General features: G+C 73.0%; 14 protein-coding genes. 6 read left to right on the forward strand and 8 right to left on the reverse strand.

Translation table 11 applies throughout. The annotated features are described in order from the left end of the window. Positions 1 to 457: 457 nt before the first annotated feature. The 5 genes from ABZY91_RS31115 to ABZY91_RS31135 all read right to left on the reverse strand — a co-directional run bounded on the left by ABZY91_RS31115 (position 458) and on the right by ABZY91_RS31135 (position 5,984). The gene (locus tag ABZY91_RS31115) at positions 458 to 1,768 is read right to left on the reverse strand and encodes a DUF58 domain-containing protein (protein ID WP_355406181.1); all 1,311 of its coding nucleotides are present in this window, start codon (positions 1,766 to 1,768) and stop codon (positions 458 to 460) included. 55 nt (positions 1,769 to 1,823) lie between these two features. Further along, positions 1,824 to 2,753: a MoxR family ATPase gene (locus ABZY91_RS31120; RefSeq protein ID WP_355406210.1), complete on the reverse strand. Its 930-nt coding sequence runs from the start codon at positions 2,751 to 2,753 to the stop codon at positions 1,824 to 1,826. 98 nt (positions 2,754 to 2,851) lie between these two features. Beyond that, complete coding sequence (locus ABZY91_RS31125) at positions 2,852 to 4,105, reverse strand: DUF4350 domain-containing protein (RefSeq protein WP_355406183.1); 1,254 nt, start codon at positions 4,103 to 4,105, stop codon at positions 2,852 to 2,854. After that, a complete protein-coding gene (locus tag ABZY91_RS31130; RefSeq protein ID WP_355406185.1) occupies positions 4,102 to 4,773 on the reverse strand; it encodes a DUF4129 domain-containing protein in 672 nt (223 codons plus the stop codon). The genes ABZY91_RS31125 and ABZY91_RS31130 overlap by 4 nt, the downstream gene beginning before the upstream one ends. Before the next feature lie 5 nt (positions 4,774 to 4,778). Next, the gene (locus ABZY91_RS31135; protein WP_329952524.1) at positions 4,779 to 5,984 is read right to left on the reverse strand and encodes a hypothetical protein; all 1,206 of its coding nucleotides are present in this window, start codon (positions 5,982 to 5,984) and stop codon (positions 4,779 to 4,781) included. Positions 5,985 to 6,270: 286 nt separating this feature from the next. Between ABZY91_RS31135 and mtrA the strand changes: the two genes are divergently transcribed. From mtrA to ABZY91_RS31150, 3 genes are read left to right on the forward strand one after another with little or no spacing between them, the layout of a single operon-like run. Then, entirely contained in the window at positions 6,271 to 6,948 is a 678-nt protein-coding gene (mtrA, locus tag ABZY91_RS31140) for an MtrAB system response regulator MtrA (protein WP_320441904.1), read from the forward strand. A 4-nt stretch (positions 6,949 to 6,952) separates the two neighbouring features. Continuing rightward, on the forward strand, positions 6,953 to 9,112 hold the full coding sequence (gene mtrB, locus ABZY91_RS31145) for an MtrAB system histidine kinase MtrB (protein ID WP_355406188.1): 2,160 nt from the start codon (positions 6,953 to 6,955) through the stop codon (positions 9,110 to 9,112). Continuing rightward, a complete protein-coding gene (locus tag ABZY91_RS31150) occupies positions 9,087 to 10,985 on the forward strand; it encodes an LpqB family beta-propeller domain-containing protein (RefSeq protein ID WP_355406190.1) in 1,899 nt (632 codons plus the stop codon). Before mtrB ends, ABZY91_RS31150 begins: the two co-directional genes overlap by 26 nt. A 60-nt stretch (positions 10,986 to 11,045) precedes the next feature. Here ABZY91_RS31150 and ABZY91_RS31155 read toward each other — a convergent pair whose 3' ends face one another. Further along, positions 11,046 to 11,789 carry a ComF family protein gene (locus ABZY91_RS31155; protein WP_355406192.1) on the reverse strand — a complete coding sequence of 248 codons (744 nt, stop codon included), beginning with the start codon at positions 11,787 to 11,789 and terminating at the stop codon, positions 11,046 to 11,048. A gap of 366 nt (positions 11,790 to 12,155) precedes the next feature. Here ABZY91_RS31155 and raiA point away from each other — a divergent pair, with 366 nt between their 5' ends. Together raiA and ABZY91_RS31165 are read left to right on the forward strand one after the other, a co-directional pair. After that, positions 12,156 to 12,848 carry a ribosome-associated translation inhibitor RaiA gene (gene raiA, locus ABZY91_RS31160; RefSeq protein WP_355406194.1) on the forward strand — a complete coding sequence of 231 codons (693 nt, stop codon included), beginning with the start codon at positions 12,156 to 12,158 and terminating at the stop codon, positions 12,846 to 12,848. Positions 12,849 to 13,161: 313 nt separating this feature from the next. Then, positions 13,162 to 13,920, forward strand: coding sequence for a response regulator transcription factor (locus tag ABZY91_RS31165; protein WP_329883562.1), 759 nt, complete (start codon positions 13,162 to 13,164; stop codon positions 13,918 to 13,920). A 99-nt stretch (positions 13,921 to 14,019) separates the two neighbouring features. Here ABZY91_RS31165 and ABZY91_RS31170 read toward each other — a convergent pair whose 3' ends face one another. Both ABZY91_RS31170 and ABZY91_RS31175 read right to left on the reverse strand, forming a co-directional pair. Next, entirely contained in the window at positions 14,020 to 15,246 is a 1,227-nt protein-coding gene (locus ABZY91_RS31170; RefSeq protein ID WP_329952520.1) for a crosslink repair DNA glycosylase YcaQ family protein, read from the reverse strand. A 103-nt stretch (positions 15,247 to 15,349) separates the two neighbouring features. Continuing rightward, positions 15,350 to 15,967, reverse strand: a complete 618-nt coding sequence (locus tag ABZY91_RS31175; RefSeq protein WP_329883564.1) for a GNAT family N-acetyltransferase — start codon at positions 15,965 to 15,967, stop codon at positions 15,350 to 15,352. A 251-nt stretch (positions 15,968 to 16,218) separates the two neighbouring features. Here ABZY91_RS31175 and secA point away from each other — a divergent pair, with 251 nt between their 5' ends. Next, positions 16,219 to 18,981 (forward strand): preprotein translocase subunit SecA, encoded by a 2,763-nt coding sequence (secA, locus tag ABZY91_RS31180; RefSeq protein ID WP_329883565.1) that lies wholly within the window; start codon positions 16,219 to 16,221, stop codon positions 18,979 to 18,981. The last annotated feature ends 43 nt before the right edge of the window (positions 18,982 to 19,024 follow it).

The following is a 19,024-nucleotide window of genomic DNA, read 5'->3' on the forward strand; positions in this document are numbered from 1 at the left end:
AGGGGGGACCCTGTGGGAGAGTAGGACGCCGCCGAACAATCATTGTGAAGAACCCCCGTCCGGGATACGGACGGGGGTTCTTTGCGTTTCCGGGGGATTCGGTGGACGGTCGCGTTCCCGGCTTGCCCCCGGATTGTCTCCCGGGCGGGTGCCCGTGCCTCCGGCGGCCGCGGAGGGGCGCCGGCGAAGGCCCCCAGGGTCTCCGGTGGGAATTCGGGGGGCTGGGAGACCGCGCTTCCGTCCGGCTTTCCGGCACTGTGCCGGCGGCGTTCTGGACGAGGCCCTGACGAGGCCCTGTGGCGGAAGACGCTGGGAGTTCGCAGGCGGCACGGGGCACGGAAGGCCGGCCCGGAAGGCCGACAGGGACAGAAGACAGAGCGTCCGCGGCAGGAGAATGCCCCGCTACCGGCACCGGTAGCGGGGCATCTCGGGTTTCCGGCCTGAGTGGAAGGGCCGCTCAGAGGCGGCCGGCGGCCTTGAGGGCGAGGTAGGTGTCCGCGAGCGCGGGGGCGACGGAGGCGGGTGCGGCGTCGAGCACCGTGACGCCGGCGCGGGTGAGGCGGTCGGCGGTGAGACGGCGGTCGGCGCGGGTCTGCTCGGCGGCGGCGGCGCCGTAGACGGCCTCAACGGTGCCACGGCCGGCGGCGAGCTCGTCGAGGTGCGGGTCGGCGACGGAGGCGAGCACGACCTCGTGGCGCTTGGTGAGCAGTGGGAGGAGGGGGAGGAGGCCGTCCTCCACGGGAGCCGCGTCGAGGCCGGTGAGGAGGACGATCAGCGAGCGGTGCGGCGCCATCTTCAGCGAGGTGGCGACCAGCGAACGCATGTCGGTCTCGTAGAGGGCGGGCTCCAGGACGGCCATCGCGCCGGTGAAGGCCGTGAGGATCTCGTTGGGGGACCGGCCCGCCACCGAGGCCCGCTTGCGGAGGTCGTGGGCGAGCAGGTCGACCCGGTCGCCGGCCTTGGTGGCCAGTGCGGTGAGCAGGAGCGCGGCGTCGAGGGAGGCGTCCAGGCGCGGGGCGTCGCCGACCCGGCCGGCGGAGGTGCGGCCGGTGTCGAGGACGATCAGGATGTGCCGGTCGCGCTCGGGGCGCCAGGTGCGGACGGCGACGGTCTGGCGGCGCGCGCTGGCGCGCCAGTCGATGGAGCGGATGTCGTCGCCGGGCAGGTACTCGCGCAGCGAGTCGAACTCGGTTCCCTGGCCACGGGTCAGGAGGGAGGTGCGGCCGTCGAGTTCGCGCAGCCGGGCGAGCCGGGAGGGCAGGTGCTTGCGGCTGGCGAACGGGGGGAGGGCGCGGACCGTCCAGGGGACGAGGTGCGATCCCTGACGGCCGGCCAGGCCGAGCGGGCCGAGGGATCGGACCGTCACCTTGTGGGCGTGGTGGTCACCGCGCCGGGTCGGAGTGAGGACGGTGGTGACCCGGCGCCGTTCGCGGCCCGGGACCCGCAGGGTGTGCCGGGAGGCGGCGATCTCGGTGCCCGGGCGCCAGGCGGACGGGGCCCAGGCGTCGCGGATCCTGGCGCGCAGGGGGCGGCCGGACGGGTTGGTGACGGTCAGTTCGACGGTGGCGGGTTCACCGAGCCGGACGGTGGTGGCGCCGCCCCGGGTGATCCGCAGGCTGCGGACGGGGGCGGCGAGCACCAGGTCGACGACGACGGCGAGGAGGACCGTTCCGGTGACGGCGCCGATCCCGGCCCAGGAGGGCAGCAGCAGGCCCGTGACGAGGGCGCCGAGCGCGGCGAGCAGGGCGGTTCGCCCGGTGAGGGCCATGCGGTGCGTTCCTTCGTCGGGGCCGGGAGCGAGGCGGTCGGCGGGGTGCCGAGGGTCAGCGGGGGGCCGGGGTCTGGGCCAGGACCGCCTGGATGACGGAGTCGGCGGTGACGCCCTCCATCTCGGCCTCCGCCCGCAGGGCGACGCGGTGGCGCAGGGTGGGCAGCGCGAGGGCCTTGACGTCGTCGGGGGTGACGTAGTCGCGGCCGGCGAGCCAGGCCCAGGCGCGGGAGGCGCCGAGCAGGGCGGTGGCACCGCGGGGGGAGACGCCGATGGAGAGCGACGGCGACTGCCGGGTCGCCCGGCACAGGTCGACGATGTAGGCGAGGACCTCGGGTGCGACGGTCAGCGCGGCGATCTGCTCGCGGGCGGCGGCGATGTGCCCGGGGCCGGCGACCGGGCGGACACCGGCGGCGCCGAGGTCGCGCGGGTCGAAGCCGGAGGCGTGCCGGGCGAGCACCTGGAACTCCTGGTCCCGGTCGGGCAGCGGCAGGACCAGCTTGAGCAGGAAGCGGTCGAGCTGGGCCTCGGGCAGCGGGTAGGTGCCCTCGTACTCGACCGGGTTCTGGGTGGCGGCGACCAGGAACGGGACGGGCAGGGCACGCGGCTCGCCGTCGACGGTGACCTGGTGCTCCTCCATGGCCTCCAGCAGGGCCGCCTGGGTCTTCGGCGGGGTGCGGTTGATCTCGTCGGCGAGCAGCAGGTTGGTGAAGACCGGGCCGGCCTGGAAGGAGAACTCGGAGGTCCGGGCGTCGTAGATCAGGGAGCCTGTGACGTCGCCGGGCATCAGGTCGGGGGTGAACTGGATGCGCTTGGTCTCCAGGCTGAGCGCGGTGGAGAGGGTGCGGACCAGCAGGGTCTTCGCCACGCCGGGGACGCCTTCGAGCAGCACGTGGCCGCCGCAGAGCAGGGCGACGACCAGGCCGGTGACGGCGGCGTCCTGGCCGACCACGGCCTTGGCGATCTCGGCGCGCAGGGCGGTCAGCGCCTCGCGCGGGTCGCTGACCCGGGGGTCGTGCGAGGGGCCGGGGGTGGCGGGAGCCGGGCCGGGGGTGATGCGGAGCTGGGCGGTGGCCTGTTCGGTCACGGCTTCCGTACCTGCCTTTCGAGGGCGTCGAGGTCGTCGGCGAGCCGCAGCAGAGCGGCGTCGTCGGTCGGGGGCGGGCCGTACAGGAGGGCCCGTACGTCCCCGGCGGGCCGCTCGGGGAGGCGGTCGGCGACGGCCGCGCTGAGAGCGGTGGGGTCGGGTGCGCCGGCGACGGGCGGGACGCCCAGGGCCGGGGCGAGGCGGTGGGCGGCGGCGCGGCGCAGGGCGTCGGCGGCGCGGCCACGGGCCTTGGCGCGGCGGTAGAGGCGGGCACGGCCTTCGGTGGTCTCGGCGGCGCGGACCACGACGGGCAGGTTCTCGCTGACCACCGGGCCGAGCCGGCGGGCCCGCCAGAGGGCGGCGAGCAGGACGGCGACGGCGAGTTGGTAGCCGGCCCAGCGCCAGCCCTCGGGGATGTAGTCGTCGAAGGTCTTCAGCCCGCCGCCCTCGGCGACCGGGGCGGTGTAGTCGGGCAGGTGCCAGGTGAGGTGCGGCTCGGTTCCCAGGAGGCCGACGCCGAGGGCGGCGTTGCCGTCCTTCGGGAGCAGCTCGTTGGTGAGGAAGTCGCCGCTGCCGAGGACGACGACGTCGGAGTTCCGGCCGGTGGGGACGGTGACCAGCGGGTAGCCGTGGCCGCGCTCGTAGCAGCCCTCGCCGCGGCTGCCGGCGGTGTAGAGCAGGCCGCCGAGGTGCGCGGTCCCCGCCCGGACGGCCTCGGGGAGCGAGCACTGGGCGGCGGTGCTGCGGACGGAGGCGTAGGGGACGCCGCCGTCCTCGTCGGAGGTGCGGACGCCGGGGACGAGTGCGCTGAGCGCGGCCGGACCGGGGGAGATCAGGATCAGCCGGGCGTGTCCGGCGGTGGCGACGGCGCGCAGCTGCTCGGGGCCGAGCAGGTCGGGCTCGGGCAGGACGAGGGTGCCCGCGTCGGCGGCGGGGACGGTGGGGTCGGCGGTGAGGTCGACCTTGAGCCCCTCGCGCTGGAGGAGGGCGACCACGGCGTGCCCGCCGGCGGGCTCGTAGGAGCGCGGGTCGAGCGGCGGGTAGCTGCGGTCCTGGTTGAGGGCGGCCAGGACGACGGCCGAGAGCAGCAGGAGTGCGGCGGTGAGCAGGTACCACCGGCCGCGCCGCCAGAGGCCGTGGCCCGTGGGGGCGAGGCTGGTGGCGGCGAGGGCGGTGGCGGGCCCCGGCTCGGAGGACGGGGCGGGGACGGGCGTCGGCGCGGCGGGGGTGGCGGGGGTGGCGCTGGTCATGCGGGTCCTCCGGCGGCCGGGGCGAGGACCGGGCGGGCGCGCTCCAGGGTCCGGTCGAGGTCGCGCAGCAGCTGGTAGGCGGCCTGGTCGGCGGTGCGGTCGCCGTAGGCGATGTCGTCGAAGGTGCGGGCGGCCGCGGTGAGTGCCGCGGCGTGCTCGGGCAGGGTGCGTCCGGCCTCGGCGGCGGCCTCGTCCGCGGTGCGGCCGGGGCGGGTGTCGAGCAGGGTGCGCTCCTCCAGGCCGCGGACCAGGGCGCGCATCTGTTCGCGGACGGCCTCGGTCCACTGGCCGGCGGCGGCATGACGCTCGGCGTCGGCCCGGTGCTGGGCCGCGGTGCGGGGACCGACGGCGCCGAAGACGCCGAGGGTGGTCCGGGCGGCCCGCCGGGGGGCGCCGAGGCGCCACCAGAGGGCGGCGGCGATCAGGACGGCGATCACCGTGAAGAGGATCAGGCCGGTGGTGCCGGTGGTGCCGTCGCCGGCGATGGCCCCGAGGGCTTCGTCGATCCGGTCCATGATCCAGCCGATGACCCGTTCCTGGAGGCTCGGGTCGTGCCGGTGGTAGTCGGCCTTGAGCAGTTCGTCGCGTGCGGCGTCGCGGGCGGCGTCGCGCGGGGTCGTGACCGGGGCGCCACCCGCGGCCAGGACCCTCTCCCCCCAGTGCGGCATCGGGCTCAGAGCCTCGCGGCGGGGTTCGGGCCGGCCTGTCCGCCCCAGCCGGTGCCGCCGTACTCGGGCAGGCCGGCGGCGCGGGCGAGCTCGATGTCCAGGGCCTCGCGGCGGATCCGCTGGTCGACGTAGAGGAGCACGCCGATGGTGGCGGTGAACGGGAGCGTGATGGTGGCGGAGATGACGCCGCCGATCGCCATGGTGACCAGCATCGCGGTGGGCAGGGCGCCGGAGTCCCCGGCGTCGGCCTGGCGGGCGATGTCGTCGAAGCCGAGGACCAGGCCGGCGATCATGAACGGGGTGCTGATCACGCCCGCGACGAAGGCCGCGATGATCTGGCTGAGCACGTTGATGCCGCAGATCCGCCACCAGGAGCCGCGGACCAGGCGGCGGGAGCGGGAGAGGGCGGTGAACACGCCCTGCTTCTCCAGCATCAGGGCGGGGGCGGCCAGACTGAGCTGGATCCAGAGCCAGAACGCGACCGGGATGCTGAGCAGGCCGACGACGACGAGCGGGATCACGATCGCCGGTTCGTCCGCGCCGGCCAGCAGGTAGCCGATCAGCGGGGTGAACCCGAGCAGCATGACCCCGACGCCGACCAGGCCGGTGAGCAGGGTGAGGCCGGTGAGCTGGAGCAGTCGCGGCCGGGCGTCGCGCCAGGCGTCCCGGACGGTCACGGACTGTCCGAGGATGGCGCGGCTGACGACCATGGTGAGCAGGGCCGCGGCCACGACGCCGAGCAGCAGCGTGACCGGCATGCTGGCCAGGGTGGTGATCACCGGGGTGAACTCGCCGGTGTCGCCCTTGATGGCGAGCTGCGCGCCGAGCGTGGCGCCCTGCTGGACGACCGCCACGCCGAGCGAGAGGCCGAGGGTGGTGCGCCAGTGCTTGCGGACGGTCGAGACGGCGCCGTCGAGGATCTCGCCGAGGCCGAGCGGGCGGAGCGGGATGATGCCGGGCTTGGGGCTCTGCGGGACGCCCCAGCCGTACTGGCCGCCGGGACCTCCGCCGTACGGGCCGGGCTGCCCGTACCCGACCGGCTGCCCGCCGTACGGGGGCTGCGGGGCTCCGGGGGCGGTGCCCCAGGCGGGCGGCGCGTCGTGGGGCGGTGCCGACTGGCCGGGCACGGAGGGCACGTCGGCCGTGGGCCGGGTGCCGTCGCGGGGCGGCTCGGGCGAGCCGGGCGAGGCCCAGCCCGGAGTGTCGGTCATCACTGCTCCTCGGAGGGCGTCGGGGTTCGCGGCACCGGGTGGATCTTCACGCGGGCGCAGCGCCCATCGTGTCATGGTGGCTGTACGTCCCCCAGGGGGATCCGGTTGCTGAACGGCAACGGCACGGCTGCGGACGGTTCGTGGGCTCTCCCCGGGACCGTGGGGGTGGAGGGGTGCAGACCTTTCGCCCGGTATGGCCTGAATTCGCCTGGTCGCCAGTTGGCCGTTCTGGAGCAAAGGGACTGCTGTGCGGCAGGTCACAATCCGGTAATGAGAAGATGGACGCATGAAGGGACGCGTCCTCGTCGTTGATGACGACTCCGCACTGGCCGAGATGCTCGGCATCGTGCTGCGGGGTGAGGGTTTTGAGCCGTTTTTCGTCGCAGATGGGGACAGGGCGCTGGCAGCGTTCAGGGAGACCAAGCCCGACCTGGTCCTCCTCGACCTGATGCTTCCGGGTCGGGACGGTATTGACGTCTGCCGGCAGATCCGGGCCGAGTCGGGCATTCCGATCGTCATGCTGACCGCCAAGACCGACACGGTGGACGTCGTGGTGGGCCTGGAATCGGGCGCCGACGACTACGTCACCAAGCCGTTCAAGCCCAAGGAACTGGTGGCCCGGGTCCGTGCCCGGCTGCGCCGTGCCGAGGATCCGACCCCGGAGCAGCTGACCATCGGCGATCTGGTGATCGACGTGGCCGGCCACTCCGTGAAGCGGGACGGGCGGGGCATCCCGCTGACCCCGCTGGAGTTCGACCTGCTGGTCGCGCTGGCCCGCAAGCCGTGGCAGGTGTTCACCCGGGAGGTGCTGCTGGAGCAGGTCTGGGGCTACCGGCACGCGGCGGACACCCGGCTGGTGAACGTCCACGTCCAGCGCCTGCGGTCCAAGATCGAGAAGGACCCCGAGCGCCCCGAGATCGTGGTGACCGTCCGTGGCGTCGGCTACAAGGCCGGGCCCAGCTGACGTGATGTACCAGGCTGACGAGACCCCGTCGGGTTCCGCGACCGGCGGGGCCGACGCCGTGCGCGGGGACGTGCTGAGCTCGACCGTGCGCAGCCGCAGGCGGCGTGCTCCGGCGGCCCTGATCGCGCTGCTCACCCGTCAGCTGCGCCGGCCCGTGCACCGGGTGGCGGCGCTGTACCGGCGTTCGATCCAGCTGCGGGTGGTGGCGGCGACCCTGCTGCTGTCGGTCGTGGTGGTGCTGGTGCTGGGCGTCGTGGTGGTGGCCCAGGTCCGCACCGGACTGCTGGACACCAAGCGGGCCTCGGCCCGGGACCAGGCGCTCTCCGGCTTCCAGAGCGAGCTCAAGAAGATCGACGAGGCGAAGGACCTGCGGCTGAAGGTCGGCGCGACGACCGACCCGAGCACGGAGGAGATAGGCACCTGGCTGCTCAAGCAGGTCGGTGACCTGGCCGCCAGCGGGCAGAGCGTCTACACCGTCATCGCGATGCTGCCGGGGACCACCCAGACGATCGCACCGGACAAGACCGGGCTGGGCCCGCGCTACTCGGGGGACATCCTGCCGAGCAGCATCCCGGAGAGCCTGCGGGCCAAGGTGGGGCAGGAGGCGGGCCAGAGCTTCAGCCAGCCGACCGTGATCCACCGCTCCGCCGAGAGCCACAACCGGACCGAACCCGGCCTGGTCTTCGGCATGCAGTTCGTCGGCCCCAGCGACAAGAGCTACCAGCTCTACTACGTCTTCTCCTTCGGCCAGGAGACCAAGACCCTCGGTCTGGTCACCGGCACCCTGGCGACCGCCGGCATCTTCGTGGTGATCATGATGGGCGGCATCGCCTGGCTGGTGGTGCGCCAGGTGGTCACACCGGTCCGGATGGCCGCCGGGATCTCCGAGCGGCTGGCCGCCGGACACCTGGAAGAGCGGATGAAGGTCACCGGGACGGACGACATCGCCCGGCTCGGCGAGTCCTTCAACCGGATGGCCAACGCCCTGCAGGCGCAGATCCGCCAGCTGGAGGAGCTCTCCCGGGTGCAGCGGCGCTTCGTGTCGGACGTCTCGCACGAGCTGCGCACCCCGTTGACCACCGTCCGGATGGCCGCCGACCTGATCTACGACAGCCGTGAGGACCTGGACCCGATGGCGGCCCGGTCGGCCGAGCTGCTCCAGGGCCAGCTGGACCGCTTCGAATCCCTGCTCGCCGACCTGCTGGAGATCAGCCGCTTCGACGCCGGCGCCGCCGTCCTGGACGCCGAGCCGGTCGACCTGCGCGAGATCGTCGGCCGGGTGGTCGAGGCCGCCGACCCGCTGGCGCAGGCCAAGGGCAGCGCCGTGGTGATCCGCGGCGACGGCGAGCCGGTGCTGGCCGAGGTCGACTCCCGTCGGATCGAGCGCATCCTGCGCAACCTGGTGGTCAACGCGCTGGAGCACGGCGAGGGCCGGGACGTCGTGGTCCGGTTGGGCTCGCAGGACGGCGCGGTCGCCGTCGGCGTCCGCGACTACGGCATCGGGCTCAAGCCCGGCGAGGCGTCCCGGGTGTTCCACCGCTTCTGGCGGGCCGATCCCTCCCGGGTGCGGACCACCGGCGGTACGGGCCTCGGCCTGTCCATCGCCGTCGAGGACGCGCACCTGCACGGCGGCTGGCTGCAGGCCTGGGGCGAGCCCGGCGGTGGCTCGCACTTCCGGCTCACGCTGCCGCGCACCCGCGGCGGGGAGATCAGCCGGGCTCCGTTCCGGCTCGAACCGGAGGACTCGCGCAACAACCGCGGCCTCGGCACCTACGGGACGCCGTACCGGCGGGCGATCCGTCCGGCCGGCGCCACCGCGCTGACCGCGACGGACGAGCAGGCCGACCCGGAGACCCCGGAGACCTCCGGGAACGCCTTCGGCGGCAATCTGGGCAGCGGCCTGGGCGGTGTGCTCGGCATCGGGCCGGGACTGGGCCGCCGGGCGCCCGAGGGGCCGCGCGCCGATCCGTCGGACGTGCGCCCGGTCGGGGCCGGATACGGTGCGACAGGTGCGCAGGTCATGGTGGACCCGACGCCGGGCCGGCCGTCGGTGGCGCAGCGGACGGCGGGTCCGGACGCACCGGACGGGGTGGACGCGGTGGGCGGCACCGGTGGAACGGACACGGAGGGGACGCAGCGTGCGAAGGACCAGCGGCAGGACTGAGCCGCGGCTGGCCGCAGTGGTCGGCGCGGTGCTCGGCGCCGTGCTGGCGGCCGGCTGCGCGGGGATGCCGGACTCCGGGGGCATCACCAAGGTCGAGCTGTCCCAGGGGTCGGCGGACAAGAACCTCCAGGTCAGGGTCTTCCCGGTGGAGCCCACCAAGGGCGCCAAGCCGCAGGAGCTGCTGACCGGCTTCCTGGACGCGCTGACCGCCGACGACAGTTACGACACCGCGCGGCAGTACCTGACGGCGGCCGCCAGTGCGAGCTGGAGGCCGGAGGCCGGCATCAAGGTGCTCGCGGCCAATCCGGGCCACCCCACCGTGACCGTGACCGACGCCGACACCGAGAAGCCCATCCAGGTCTCCGGGCAGCTGGTCTCCCAGATCGACGACCGGCACTCGTTCTCGCTGGAGCCGGTGGCGGTCCTGACCTCGTTCGACTTCACCTTCCTCCGGGAGAAGTCGGGGGAGTGGCGGATCGACAAGCTGCCGGACGGGGTGATCATCAACGAGAGCAACTTCCGCAACAACTACCGGCAGGTGGACCGCTTCTTCTACGCGGCGCCGGACCCCTCCGCGCCCACCGCCGCGTCGGCGACCAGCCGGGACGTGCTGATCGCCGACCCGATCTACCTGCGGCGCCGAATAGACCCGCTCACCGAGGCCGCGAAGGCCGTCGTCGCGGGGCCCTCGCTCTGGCTCGCGCCGGTCTCGCGGTCGGCCTTCCCGGCCGGCACGGTCGTCGACGGCGTCGCCGTCGACGAGAGCCGCACCGCGCACGTCACGCTCGGCGAGGTGGACCTGGGCGCCGCGACCGCCTGCCGGCGGATGGCCACCCAGCTCCTCTACACCCTCGCCGACCAGGGCAAGGGGCAGGTCGAACGGCTGGACCTCAAGGGGCGGCACGGCGGGCCGGGCTGCCAGGCGAGCAAGGGCGACGAGCCGGAGACCGGCCCCGGATCGCTGGCCGGCACGATGGCGAGCCGGCAGTTCTACCAGCGCGCCGAGGACGGCGTGCTGTACGAGACGCACGGTGACACCGCCAGCGAGCCGGTGCACGGCCCGCTGGGCAAGCCGCAGCCGAGCGGCCGGCCGCTCGGCGCGATCGCGGTGGCGCGGGACGGCGAGCGCGCCGCGGCGCTCAGCGCCGACGGCCACCAGCTCTACACGGTGCCGCTCTCGGAGGCCACGTCGGCGATGCCGCAGGCGGTGCTCACCACCGCGGCGCGGGCGGGCGCCAGGACCGACGACGGGCTGACCTCGCCCACCTGGGACGGCCGCGGCGACCTCTTCGTGGTGGACCGCGACCCGCAGGGCCAGCGGGTGCTGATGGTGCGCGACAAGCAGGTCGTCCCGGTGGCCGTGGACGACCTGGGCGGACGGTCCCTGCAGGCCGTCAAGGTCTCGTCGGACGGCGTCCGGATCGCCCTGCTGGTCAAGGACGGGAAGGACCCCAAGGACGGGAAGGACGGCAGGGACCAGAAGCTCTGGCTGGGCCTGGTCGTCCACGGCGGGACCAAGGAGGCCCCGACCGTGCGGATCACCGGTCTGCGGCCGGCCAATCCGGTGCTGACGGAGGTCACCTCGGTCTCCTGGGCGGAGGCGGACCAGCTGCTGGTGCTCGGCAAGGAGAAGGACCGGCTGCAGCAGCTGCACTACATCAGCACCGACGGGTCGCAGAGCGCGGACGCGCGGCTTCAGGGCGGCGAGGGCATGGCCACGGTGGAGGCGTCCGAGTCGCGCGGGGGCAACCAGTCGCCGCCGCCGACGCTGGCCCTGCAGGGGACGGACGGCAAGCTCTACCGGCTGGTCAACAACCAGTGGCGTGAGCTGGTACTGCCCTACCGGGCGGCCTCCTTCATCTACCCGGGCTGACCCGGGCTGAGCCGGGCTGAGCCGGGCCGGGGCCGACGGAGGCCGCCGGGGACGGGGCCGTCAGGGCCGGGCCGGGCCGCGTCCGGTGCGGCGCGGGACGGCCGCCGCGACGGTGGCGGCAGCGCCGGGTGGCAGGCCTGCGGCGGCCAGGGCCCTGGCCGCTTCGGCGAGGCTGGCACCGGTGGTCACCAGGTCGTCCACCAGGACCGGCAGGCGGCCCGCGAGCCGTCGGGGAGCGCCGGGCAGGACGGTGAGCGCGCCGTGCAGGTTGCGCCGCCGCTCGGCGGCGGAGAGCCCGGTCTGGTCGGCGACCGGACGGGCGTGCCGGAGCAGCGGCGCAGCCCGGGCGTCCAGGCCCGTCCGGCGCAGCGCCCGGGCGGCGGAACCGGCCAGCCGCAGCGTCGGATCGTGCCCCCGGGCGCGGACGGCGGCACGGGCGGAGGGCACCGGGACGAGCAGCAGCGCGGCGTGGCCGGCGTCCGGGCCGAGCGAGGAGCGCACCGCCAGGGCGAGGGCGTCGCCGAGCGGGCCGGCGAGTCGGAGCGCACCGCGTTCCTTGTGGGCGAGCAGCAGCCCGCGGACCGGGTCGGCGTACGGCGCGGCGGCGTGCACACGGGGAAGGGCCGTGGCGGGCCCGGGGCGGGCCGTGGCCAGCACCTGCCGGCAGCCCGGGCAGAGGTGCCCCCGGACGGCGTCGCAGCCCGCGCAGCGGGCGGGGAGCAGGACGTCCAGCAGCCCGCCGAGTGCGTGGGCGAACGACCCGCGGACGGCTTGGTGAAGGGTCGGGGTGAGGGTGGTCGACACGGTGCTCCTCGCGGTGGCAGGCACGGAGAGTGAGCAAAGAATGCGCCGTACGGGGGGTGTTGTCCAGGTATTTACCTGTGTTTCACTCCTGGGAGGGTAGACAGGGGGCAGCAGCTTGACCGCCAGCCCATAACACCCGCCATACCCACTGTCCCCGCTGCGGAGGCGAAAACCCCGTGTGAGGTGTTCGATAAGGCTCCAGGGGGTTTCAAGCGTCCCTGGTGGGGAGGAAGTGAGATGAGGGCCAGTCGTTCCCGCCGTTGCCGGCGGGGCGGAGGGCCGGCAGAGGATTGGCTGGTCCGGCTGGGTCTCAGCCCGATCCGGTAGCACCCGGATCGGCGACAGAACGAGGGATCGGAGTTCTGCGTGGACATCGTCGTCAAGGGCCGCAAGACCGAGTTGCCCAAGAGGTTTCGGGATCACGTGGCCGAGAAGCTGGAGAAGGTCCAGAAGTTCGACGCCAAGGCGATCAGCCTTGATGTCGAGGTGTCCAAGGAACACAACCCGCGGCAGGCCGACCGGTCGGACCGCGTGGAGATCACCCTCCGTACCCGTGGCCCGGTGATCCGGGCCGAGGCCGCCGCCGCCGACCCCTATGCGGCACTCGACCTGGCCTCGGCGAAGCTCGACGCCCAGCTCCGCAAGTCCGCGGACCGGCGTCGGGTCCACAAGGGCGGCAACGGACGCACCCCGATCAGCGTCGCCGAGGCGACCGCGGCCCTGGCCGCGCTGCCCGAGACGCCGCCGTCGGTGAGCGAGACCAACGGGGCCGTCCGCAAGACCATGATGGGTTCCCTGGAAGTGGAGGGCGAAGGCCCGCTGGTGGTCCGGGAGAAGACCCACCCGGCCGCCCCGATGGCGCTCGACCAGGCGCTCTACGAGATGGAGCTGGTCGGCCACGACTTCTACCTCTTCGTGGAGAAGGACAGCGGCCTGCCGAGCGTCGTCTACCGCCGGCACGGTTACCACTACGGCGTCATCCACCTGAAGGCCGACGGCTCGACCGTCGAGGGCGGCGGTGCCGGAGGGGCGATCGGCGGCTCCGGCGACGACGACTGACGAGTCGAGCGGTACGGGAGATTCGAGCAGTGCGGGCGACCCCGGCGGCCGGTGCCGCCGGGGTCGCCCGTTCTCCGGCGGCCCGTCAGCCGTGCGTCCGGAAGCGTTCCGAAGGCTCCCCGGTGGATGACCGGGGGCTTCCCGCGGTTCGCCGGTGCGCCCGGGGCGTGCGCCGAGGGCCGGTGGGGCGGCGCCGGGACCGGTCCGGCCGGGAAGGTCACCCCGTGCGGGGCAATGGCGCCGGAGGGTGACCGTAGGGGGCCCCGGGCGTGGAATGATTGGCGGACGACGACCGGCGACGGGGGAGGAGCGGATGGGGGATCACTTCGGGCTGGGGCCCGCTACAGGGCCGGTCGCGGGGGTGCGGCCGAGACCCGGGGACGAGCCCGAGTACGACCTCCGCCGCAGGGAGCCGATTCGCGTTCTGGTGGTGGACGACCACGCGCTCTTCCGGCGCGGCCTGGAGATCGTGCTGGCCGAGGAGGCGGACATCACCGTGGTCGGCGAGGCCGGTGACGGCGCCGAGGCGGTCCTCAAGGCGGCCGACCTGCTGCCCGACATCATCCTGATGGACGTTCGGATGCCGCGCCGCAGCGGGATCGAGGCCTGCACCGCGATCAAGGACGTGGCGCCGAGCACCAAGATCATCATGCTGACGATAAGCGACGAGGAGGCCGACCTCTACGAGGCCATCAAGGCCGGTGCCACCGGCTACCTCCTCAAGGAGATCTCCACCGACGAGGTCGCCACGGCGATTCGCGCGGTCGCCGACGGGCAGTCCCAGATCAGCCCGTCGATGGCGTCCAAGTTGCTGACCGAGTTCAAGTCGATGATCCAGCGACGGTCCGACGAGCGGGAGTTGGTGCCCGCGCCCCGGCTCACGGACCGTGAGCTGGAGGTGTTGAAGCTGGTGGCCACCGGGATGAACAACCGGGAGATCGCCAAGGAGCTGTTCATCAGCGAGAACACCGTGAAGAACCACGTGCGCAACATCCTGGAGAAGCTCCAACTGCACTCCAGGATGGAGGCCGTGGTCTACGCGATGCGGGAGAAGATCCTCGAAATAGGGTGAGGCTGCGGGAGCGGGGCCGTGCGGCCCCGCTCCCGCTTCCGCTCCTGTCCGCGGGGCGCCGGGCCCCGCCTCGCCTCGCCTCGCCCGCCCCGCCTAGGTTCAGGCGAGTAGGCGCTCCAGCGCCGGGCGCAGCGCCTCGTCGTGCAGCGTCTCCACCCGGACTGCGTCGCAGCCGACCCAGTCGGCCGCCTCGCGCAGCGCGGTGGCCAGTGCCCCGACGTGCCGCGGCGAGTCCAGCGACACCTGGCGGGCCACCAGGGTCCGCCCCTCGCGGGCCGGATCGACCCGGCCGACCAGCCGGCCGCCGGTCAGCAGCGGCATCGCGAAGTACCCGTGCACCCGCTTGTGCTTCGGGGTGTACGCCTCCAGCCGATGGGTCATGCCGAAGATCCGCTCGGTCCGCGGGCGCTCCCAGACCAGCGAGTCGAACGGCGAGAGCAGCGTGGTCCGGTGGCGGCCCCGGGGCGGTCCGGCGAGGGCCGCCGGGTCGGCCCAGGCGGCGGCCGGGGCGCCGTCCGGACCCCAGCCGGCCACCTCGACCGGCACGAGGCCGGAGTCGGCGACGACCGAGTCGAACTGCTCGGCGCGCAGGCGGTGGTAGTCGAGCAGGTCGGCCCGGGTGGCCACGCCGAGGGCTGCGCCGGACTGGGCGACCAGGGTGCGCAGGCACTCCTCGTCGGTCGGGTCCGCCGCGAACAGCTCGGCGGGAACCGCCTGTTCGGCCAGCGAGTAGACGCGCTTCCAGCTGCGGCGGTCGGTGCAGACGACGTCGCCGAAGCTCAGTGCCCGCTCCACCGCGATCTTGGTGTCGGACCAGTCCCACCAGTCGGCGGTCTTCTTGGCGCCGCCCAACTCGGTGGAGGTGAGCGGTCCTTCGGTTCGCAGCTTCGCCAGCACCGAGCGGTAGGTGGCCTCGTCGACCTCCTTGCCCCAGACGTGGGCGCGCTCGCGGTAGCGGCGGCGCCGGAAGGCGAACAGCGGCCATTCCTCGATCGGCAGGATGCAGGCCGCGTGCGACCAGTACTCGAAACTGGTCCCCTTGCCCCAGTACGCGGCCTCGACCGCCGGGCGGCCGACGGCGCCGAGCCGCGCGTACGGGATCAGTTCGTGGGAGCGGGCCAGGACCGAGATGGTGTCGAGCTGGACGGCGCCGAGGTGGCGCAGCACCCCGCGCACGCCGCCCGGGCGGTCCGGGGCGCCGAGCAGTCCCTGTGCGCGCAGGGCGATCCGGCGGGCGTCGTCGGCGCCGAGCGTCGTCACCGGTGGCGGGGCGGGGGTCCGGCCGGTGGCGGGGCGGCCGGCCGGGCGCGAGGTCGAGGCGGTCATGCCGGCGAGGGTAGACGGGGGTACTGACAATCCGCCCGTCGGCCGGCACCGCCGGCCGCCCGCGGGGCTCCCGCCGGTCGGGTGCGGGCGGGCTTCGGCGGGTTCAGCCGGTGAGGTCGGTGAGGTCGGTGGCCGGACCGGTGGCGAGGTCGCCGGGGAGCATGGCGCCGATCCAGGCGTCGTGGAACGTTCCGCGCTGCTCGGCGAAGGAGCGCAGGGTGCCCTCGACCCGGAAACCGACCTTCTCGGCCACCGCGCGGGAGCCCTCGTTGCCCACGTAGGCGACCCACTCCAGGCGGCGCACGCCCAGTTCGGTGAGGCCGTAGCGGGCGACCTCGCGGGCGGCCTCCACGGTGTAGCCGCGACCGCGGAACTCCTTGGTCGCCCACCAGCCGACCTCGGCGGCGCCCGGTCGGCCGGGACAGCCGACGAGCCCCTGGGTGCCGACCATCGATCCGGTCTCGCGCTCGAAGACGCACCAGATCCGGCTCTCGCCGGTCCGCCAGCCGTTGGCGGCGAGGTCGTGGACGAAGTACTCGGCGTCCTCGCGCCGGTACGGGACGGGGACGACCGTCCAGTGCTGGATGGCCTCGTCCTGGCAGGCGGCGAGGATCGCGTCGATGTCGGACTCCTGCGGGGCCCGCAGCACCAGGCGGTCGGTGGTGAGGACGACGGGCTCGACGGTCCGCGCTTCGGTCTGCTCTTCCGGTTGATCTTCCATGGGTGGATTATTCCGTGCAGAGAGGAATGCGAGCATCCGATTAACGGATCGCACCGGCCAACTCTCCGGACAGTCGCCCGGTTTGCCCCGGTGAGTGGCGCTATCGGGTCATGTGCTCGCACGGGTGACACGGGAATACCGTGCTGACGCACCTCCCGGGGCGTTGGACTCCTCGCATACGATGGCCCGTGCGGTGGGGTGGACCCACCGTGCAGTCGTCCAGTGCCAATACAGGCAAGGAGCCCGCTCAAGTGTCCGTCTTCGACAAGATCCTGCGCGCCGGCGAAGGCAAGATCCTTCGCAAGCTGCAGCGGATTGCTGCCCAGGTCAACTCCATCGAAGAGGACTTCGTCAACCTCACCGACGCCGAGCTCCGCGCGCTGACCGACGAGTACAAGCAGCGGCTCGTCGACGGCGAGACGCTGGACGACATCCTCCCCGAGGCGTTCGCCACCGTCCGTGAGGCCGCCAAGCGCGTCCTCGGCCAGCGGCACTACGACGTCCAGCTCATGGGTGGCGCCGCGCTGCACCTCGGCTACGTCGCCGAGATGCGCACCGGTGAGGGCAAGACCCTGGTCGGCACGCTGCCCACGTACCTCAACGCGCTCACGGGCAAGGGCGTGCACCTGATCACCGTCAACGACTACCTCGCCGAGCGCGACTCGGAGTGGATGGGCCGGGTGCACCGCTTCCTCGGTCTCGAGGTCGGTGTGATCCTCGGCAACATGACGCCCGCCGAGCGCAAGCGCCAGTACTCGATGGACATCACGTACGGCACCAACAACGAGTTCGGCTTCGACTACCTCCGCGACAACATGGCCTGGTCGAAGGACGAACTCGTCCAGCGCGGCCACTTCTTCGCGGTGGTCGACGAGGTCGACTCGATCCTCATCGACGAGGCCCGCACCCCGCTGATCATCTCCGGTCCGGCCGACCAGGCGACCAAGTGGTACGCCGACTTCGCCAAGCTGGTCCAGCGCCTGAAGATCGACCGCGACTACGAGGTCGACGAGAAGAAGCGCACCGTCGGCGTGCTGGAGGAGGGTGTCACCCGGGTCGAGGACTACCTCGGCATGGACAACCTCTACGAGTCGGTGAACACCCCGCTGGTCGGCTTCCTGAACAACGCCATCAAGGCGAAGGAGCTGTACAAGCGGGACAAGGACTACGTCGTGATGAACGGCGAGGTCATGATCGTCGACGAGCACACCGGCCGCATCCTGGCCGGCCGCCGCTACAACGAGGGCATGCACCAGGCGATCGAGGCCAAGGAGGGGGTGGAGGTCCAGAACGAGAACCAGACCCTCGCGACCATCACCCTCCAGAACTTCTTCCGCCTGTACGACAAGCTGGCCGGCATGACCGGTACCGGCACCACCGAGGCGGCCGAGTTCCACCAGATCTACAAGCTCGGCGTCGTGCCGATCCCGACCAACAAGTCGCCGCTGCGCATCGACCAGCCCGACCTGATCTACAAGTCGGAGCCGGCCAAGTTCGCCGCCGTGGTCGAGGACATCGCCGAGAAGCACGAGAAGGGCCAGCCGGTGCTGGTCGGTACCGTCTCGGTCGAGAAGTCGGAGTACCTCTCGCAGGAGCTGCGCAAGCGCGGGGTCCCGCACGAGGTGCTGAACGCCAAGCACCACGAGCGCGAGGCGCAGATCGTCGCGCAGGCGGGCCGCAAGGGCGCCGTCACCGTCGCCACCAACATGGCCGGCCGTGGTACCGACATCATGCTCGGCGGCAACCCGGACCACCTCGCCGCGGCCGAGCTGGCCCAGCGCGGACTCTCCTCGGCCGACAACCCGGAGGAGTACGAGGCCGAGTTCCCGGCCGCGCTGGAGAAGGCCAAGGCCTCCGTGAAGGCGGAGCAGGAGGAGGTCAAGGAGGCCGGCGGCCTCTACGTCCTCGGCACCGAGCGGCACGAGTCCCGCCGGATCGACAACCAGCTGCGCGGCCGTTCCGGCCGTCAGGGCGACCCGGGCGAGTCCCGCTTCTACCTGTCCCTGGGCGACGACCTGATGCGCCTGTTCAAGGCCGGCATGGTCGAGCGCGTGCTCTCGATGGCCAACGTGCCCGAGGACGTGCCGATCGAGTCGAAGATGGTCACCCGGGCGATCGCCTCCGCGCAGACCCAGGTCGAGCAGCAGAACTTCGAGATCCGCAAGAACGTCCTCAAGTACGACGAGGTGCTGAACCGCCAGCGCGAGGTCATCTACGGCGAGCGCCGTCGCGTGCTGGAGGGCGAGGACCTGCAGGAGCAGGTCGGCCACTTCATGGACGACACCGTCCAGGCGTACGTCCAGGCCGCCACCGGTGAGGGCTTCGAGGACGACTGGGACCTGGAGAAGCTCTGGACCGCGCTCAAGCAGCTCTACCCGGTCACCCTGGAGCTGGAGCAGCTGGAGGAGGAGGCCGGCGGCGCCGCCGGGCTCACCTCGGAGTTCCTCACCAAGGTCATCCAGGAGGACGTCCAGGCGCAGTACGGCGCCCGTGAGGACCAGCTCGGTGCGGAGATCATGCGCGAGCTGGAGCGCCGGGTCGTCCTCTCGGTGCTGGACCGCCGCTGGCGCGAGCACCTCTACGAGATGGACTACCTGCAGGAGGGCATCGGCCTGCGGGCCATGGCGCAGCGCGACCCGCTGGTCGAGTACCAGCGCGAGGGCTTCGACATGTTCACCGCGATGATGGAGGGCATCAAGGAGGAGTCCGTCGGCTACCTGTTCAACCTGGAGGTCCAGGTCGAGCAGCAGGTCGAGGAGGTCCCGGTCGAGGACGCCGCGGTGCTCCTCGACAAGCTGGAGAAGGACTCCGCCCGTCCGGAGATCAAGGCCAAGGGCCTGGAGGCCCCGAAGCCGCAGCGGCTGCACTACACGGCCCCCTCGGAGGAGGTCGGCGGCGGTGTGGTCGAGGGCGAGTTCGAGGACCTCGGCGCGGAGGACGAGGGCGACGGGCTGACCCGGGCCGAGCGCCGCAAGGCCGCCAAGTCGGCCAAGGGCCGCCGCCGCAAGAGCTGAATCCGGTCCGGCCGCTCCGGCCGGCCGCCGCGCAGGGCGCCGC

It is taken from the genome of Kitasatospora sp. NPDC002965 (genome assembly GCF_040611255.1).
Lineage (GTDB): Bacteria > Actinomycetota > Actinomycetes > Streptomycetales > Streptomycetaceae > Kitasatospora.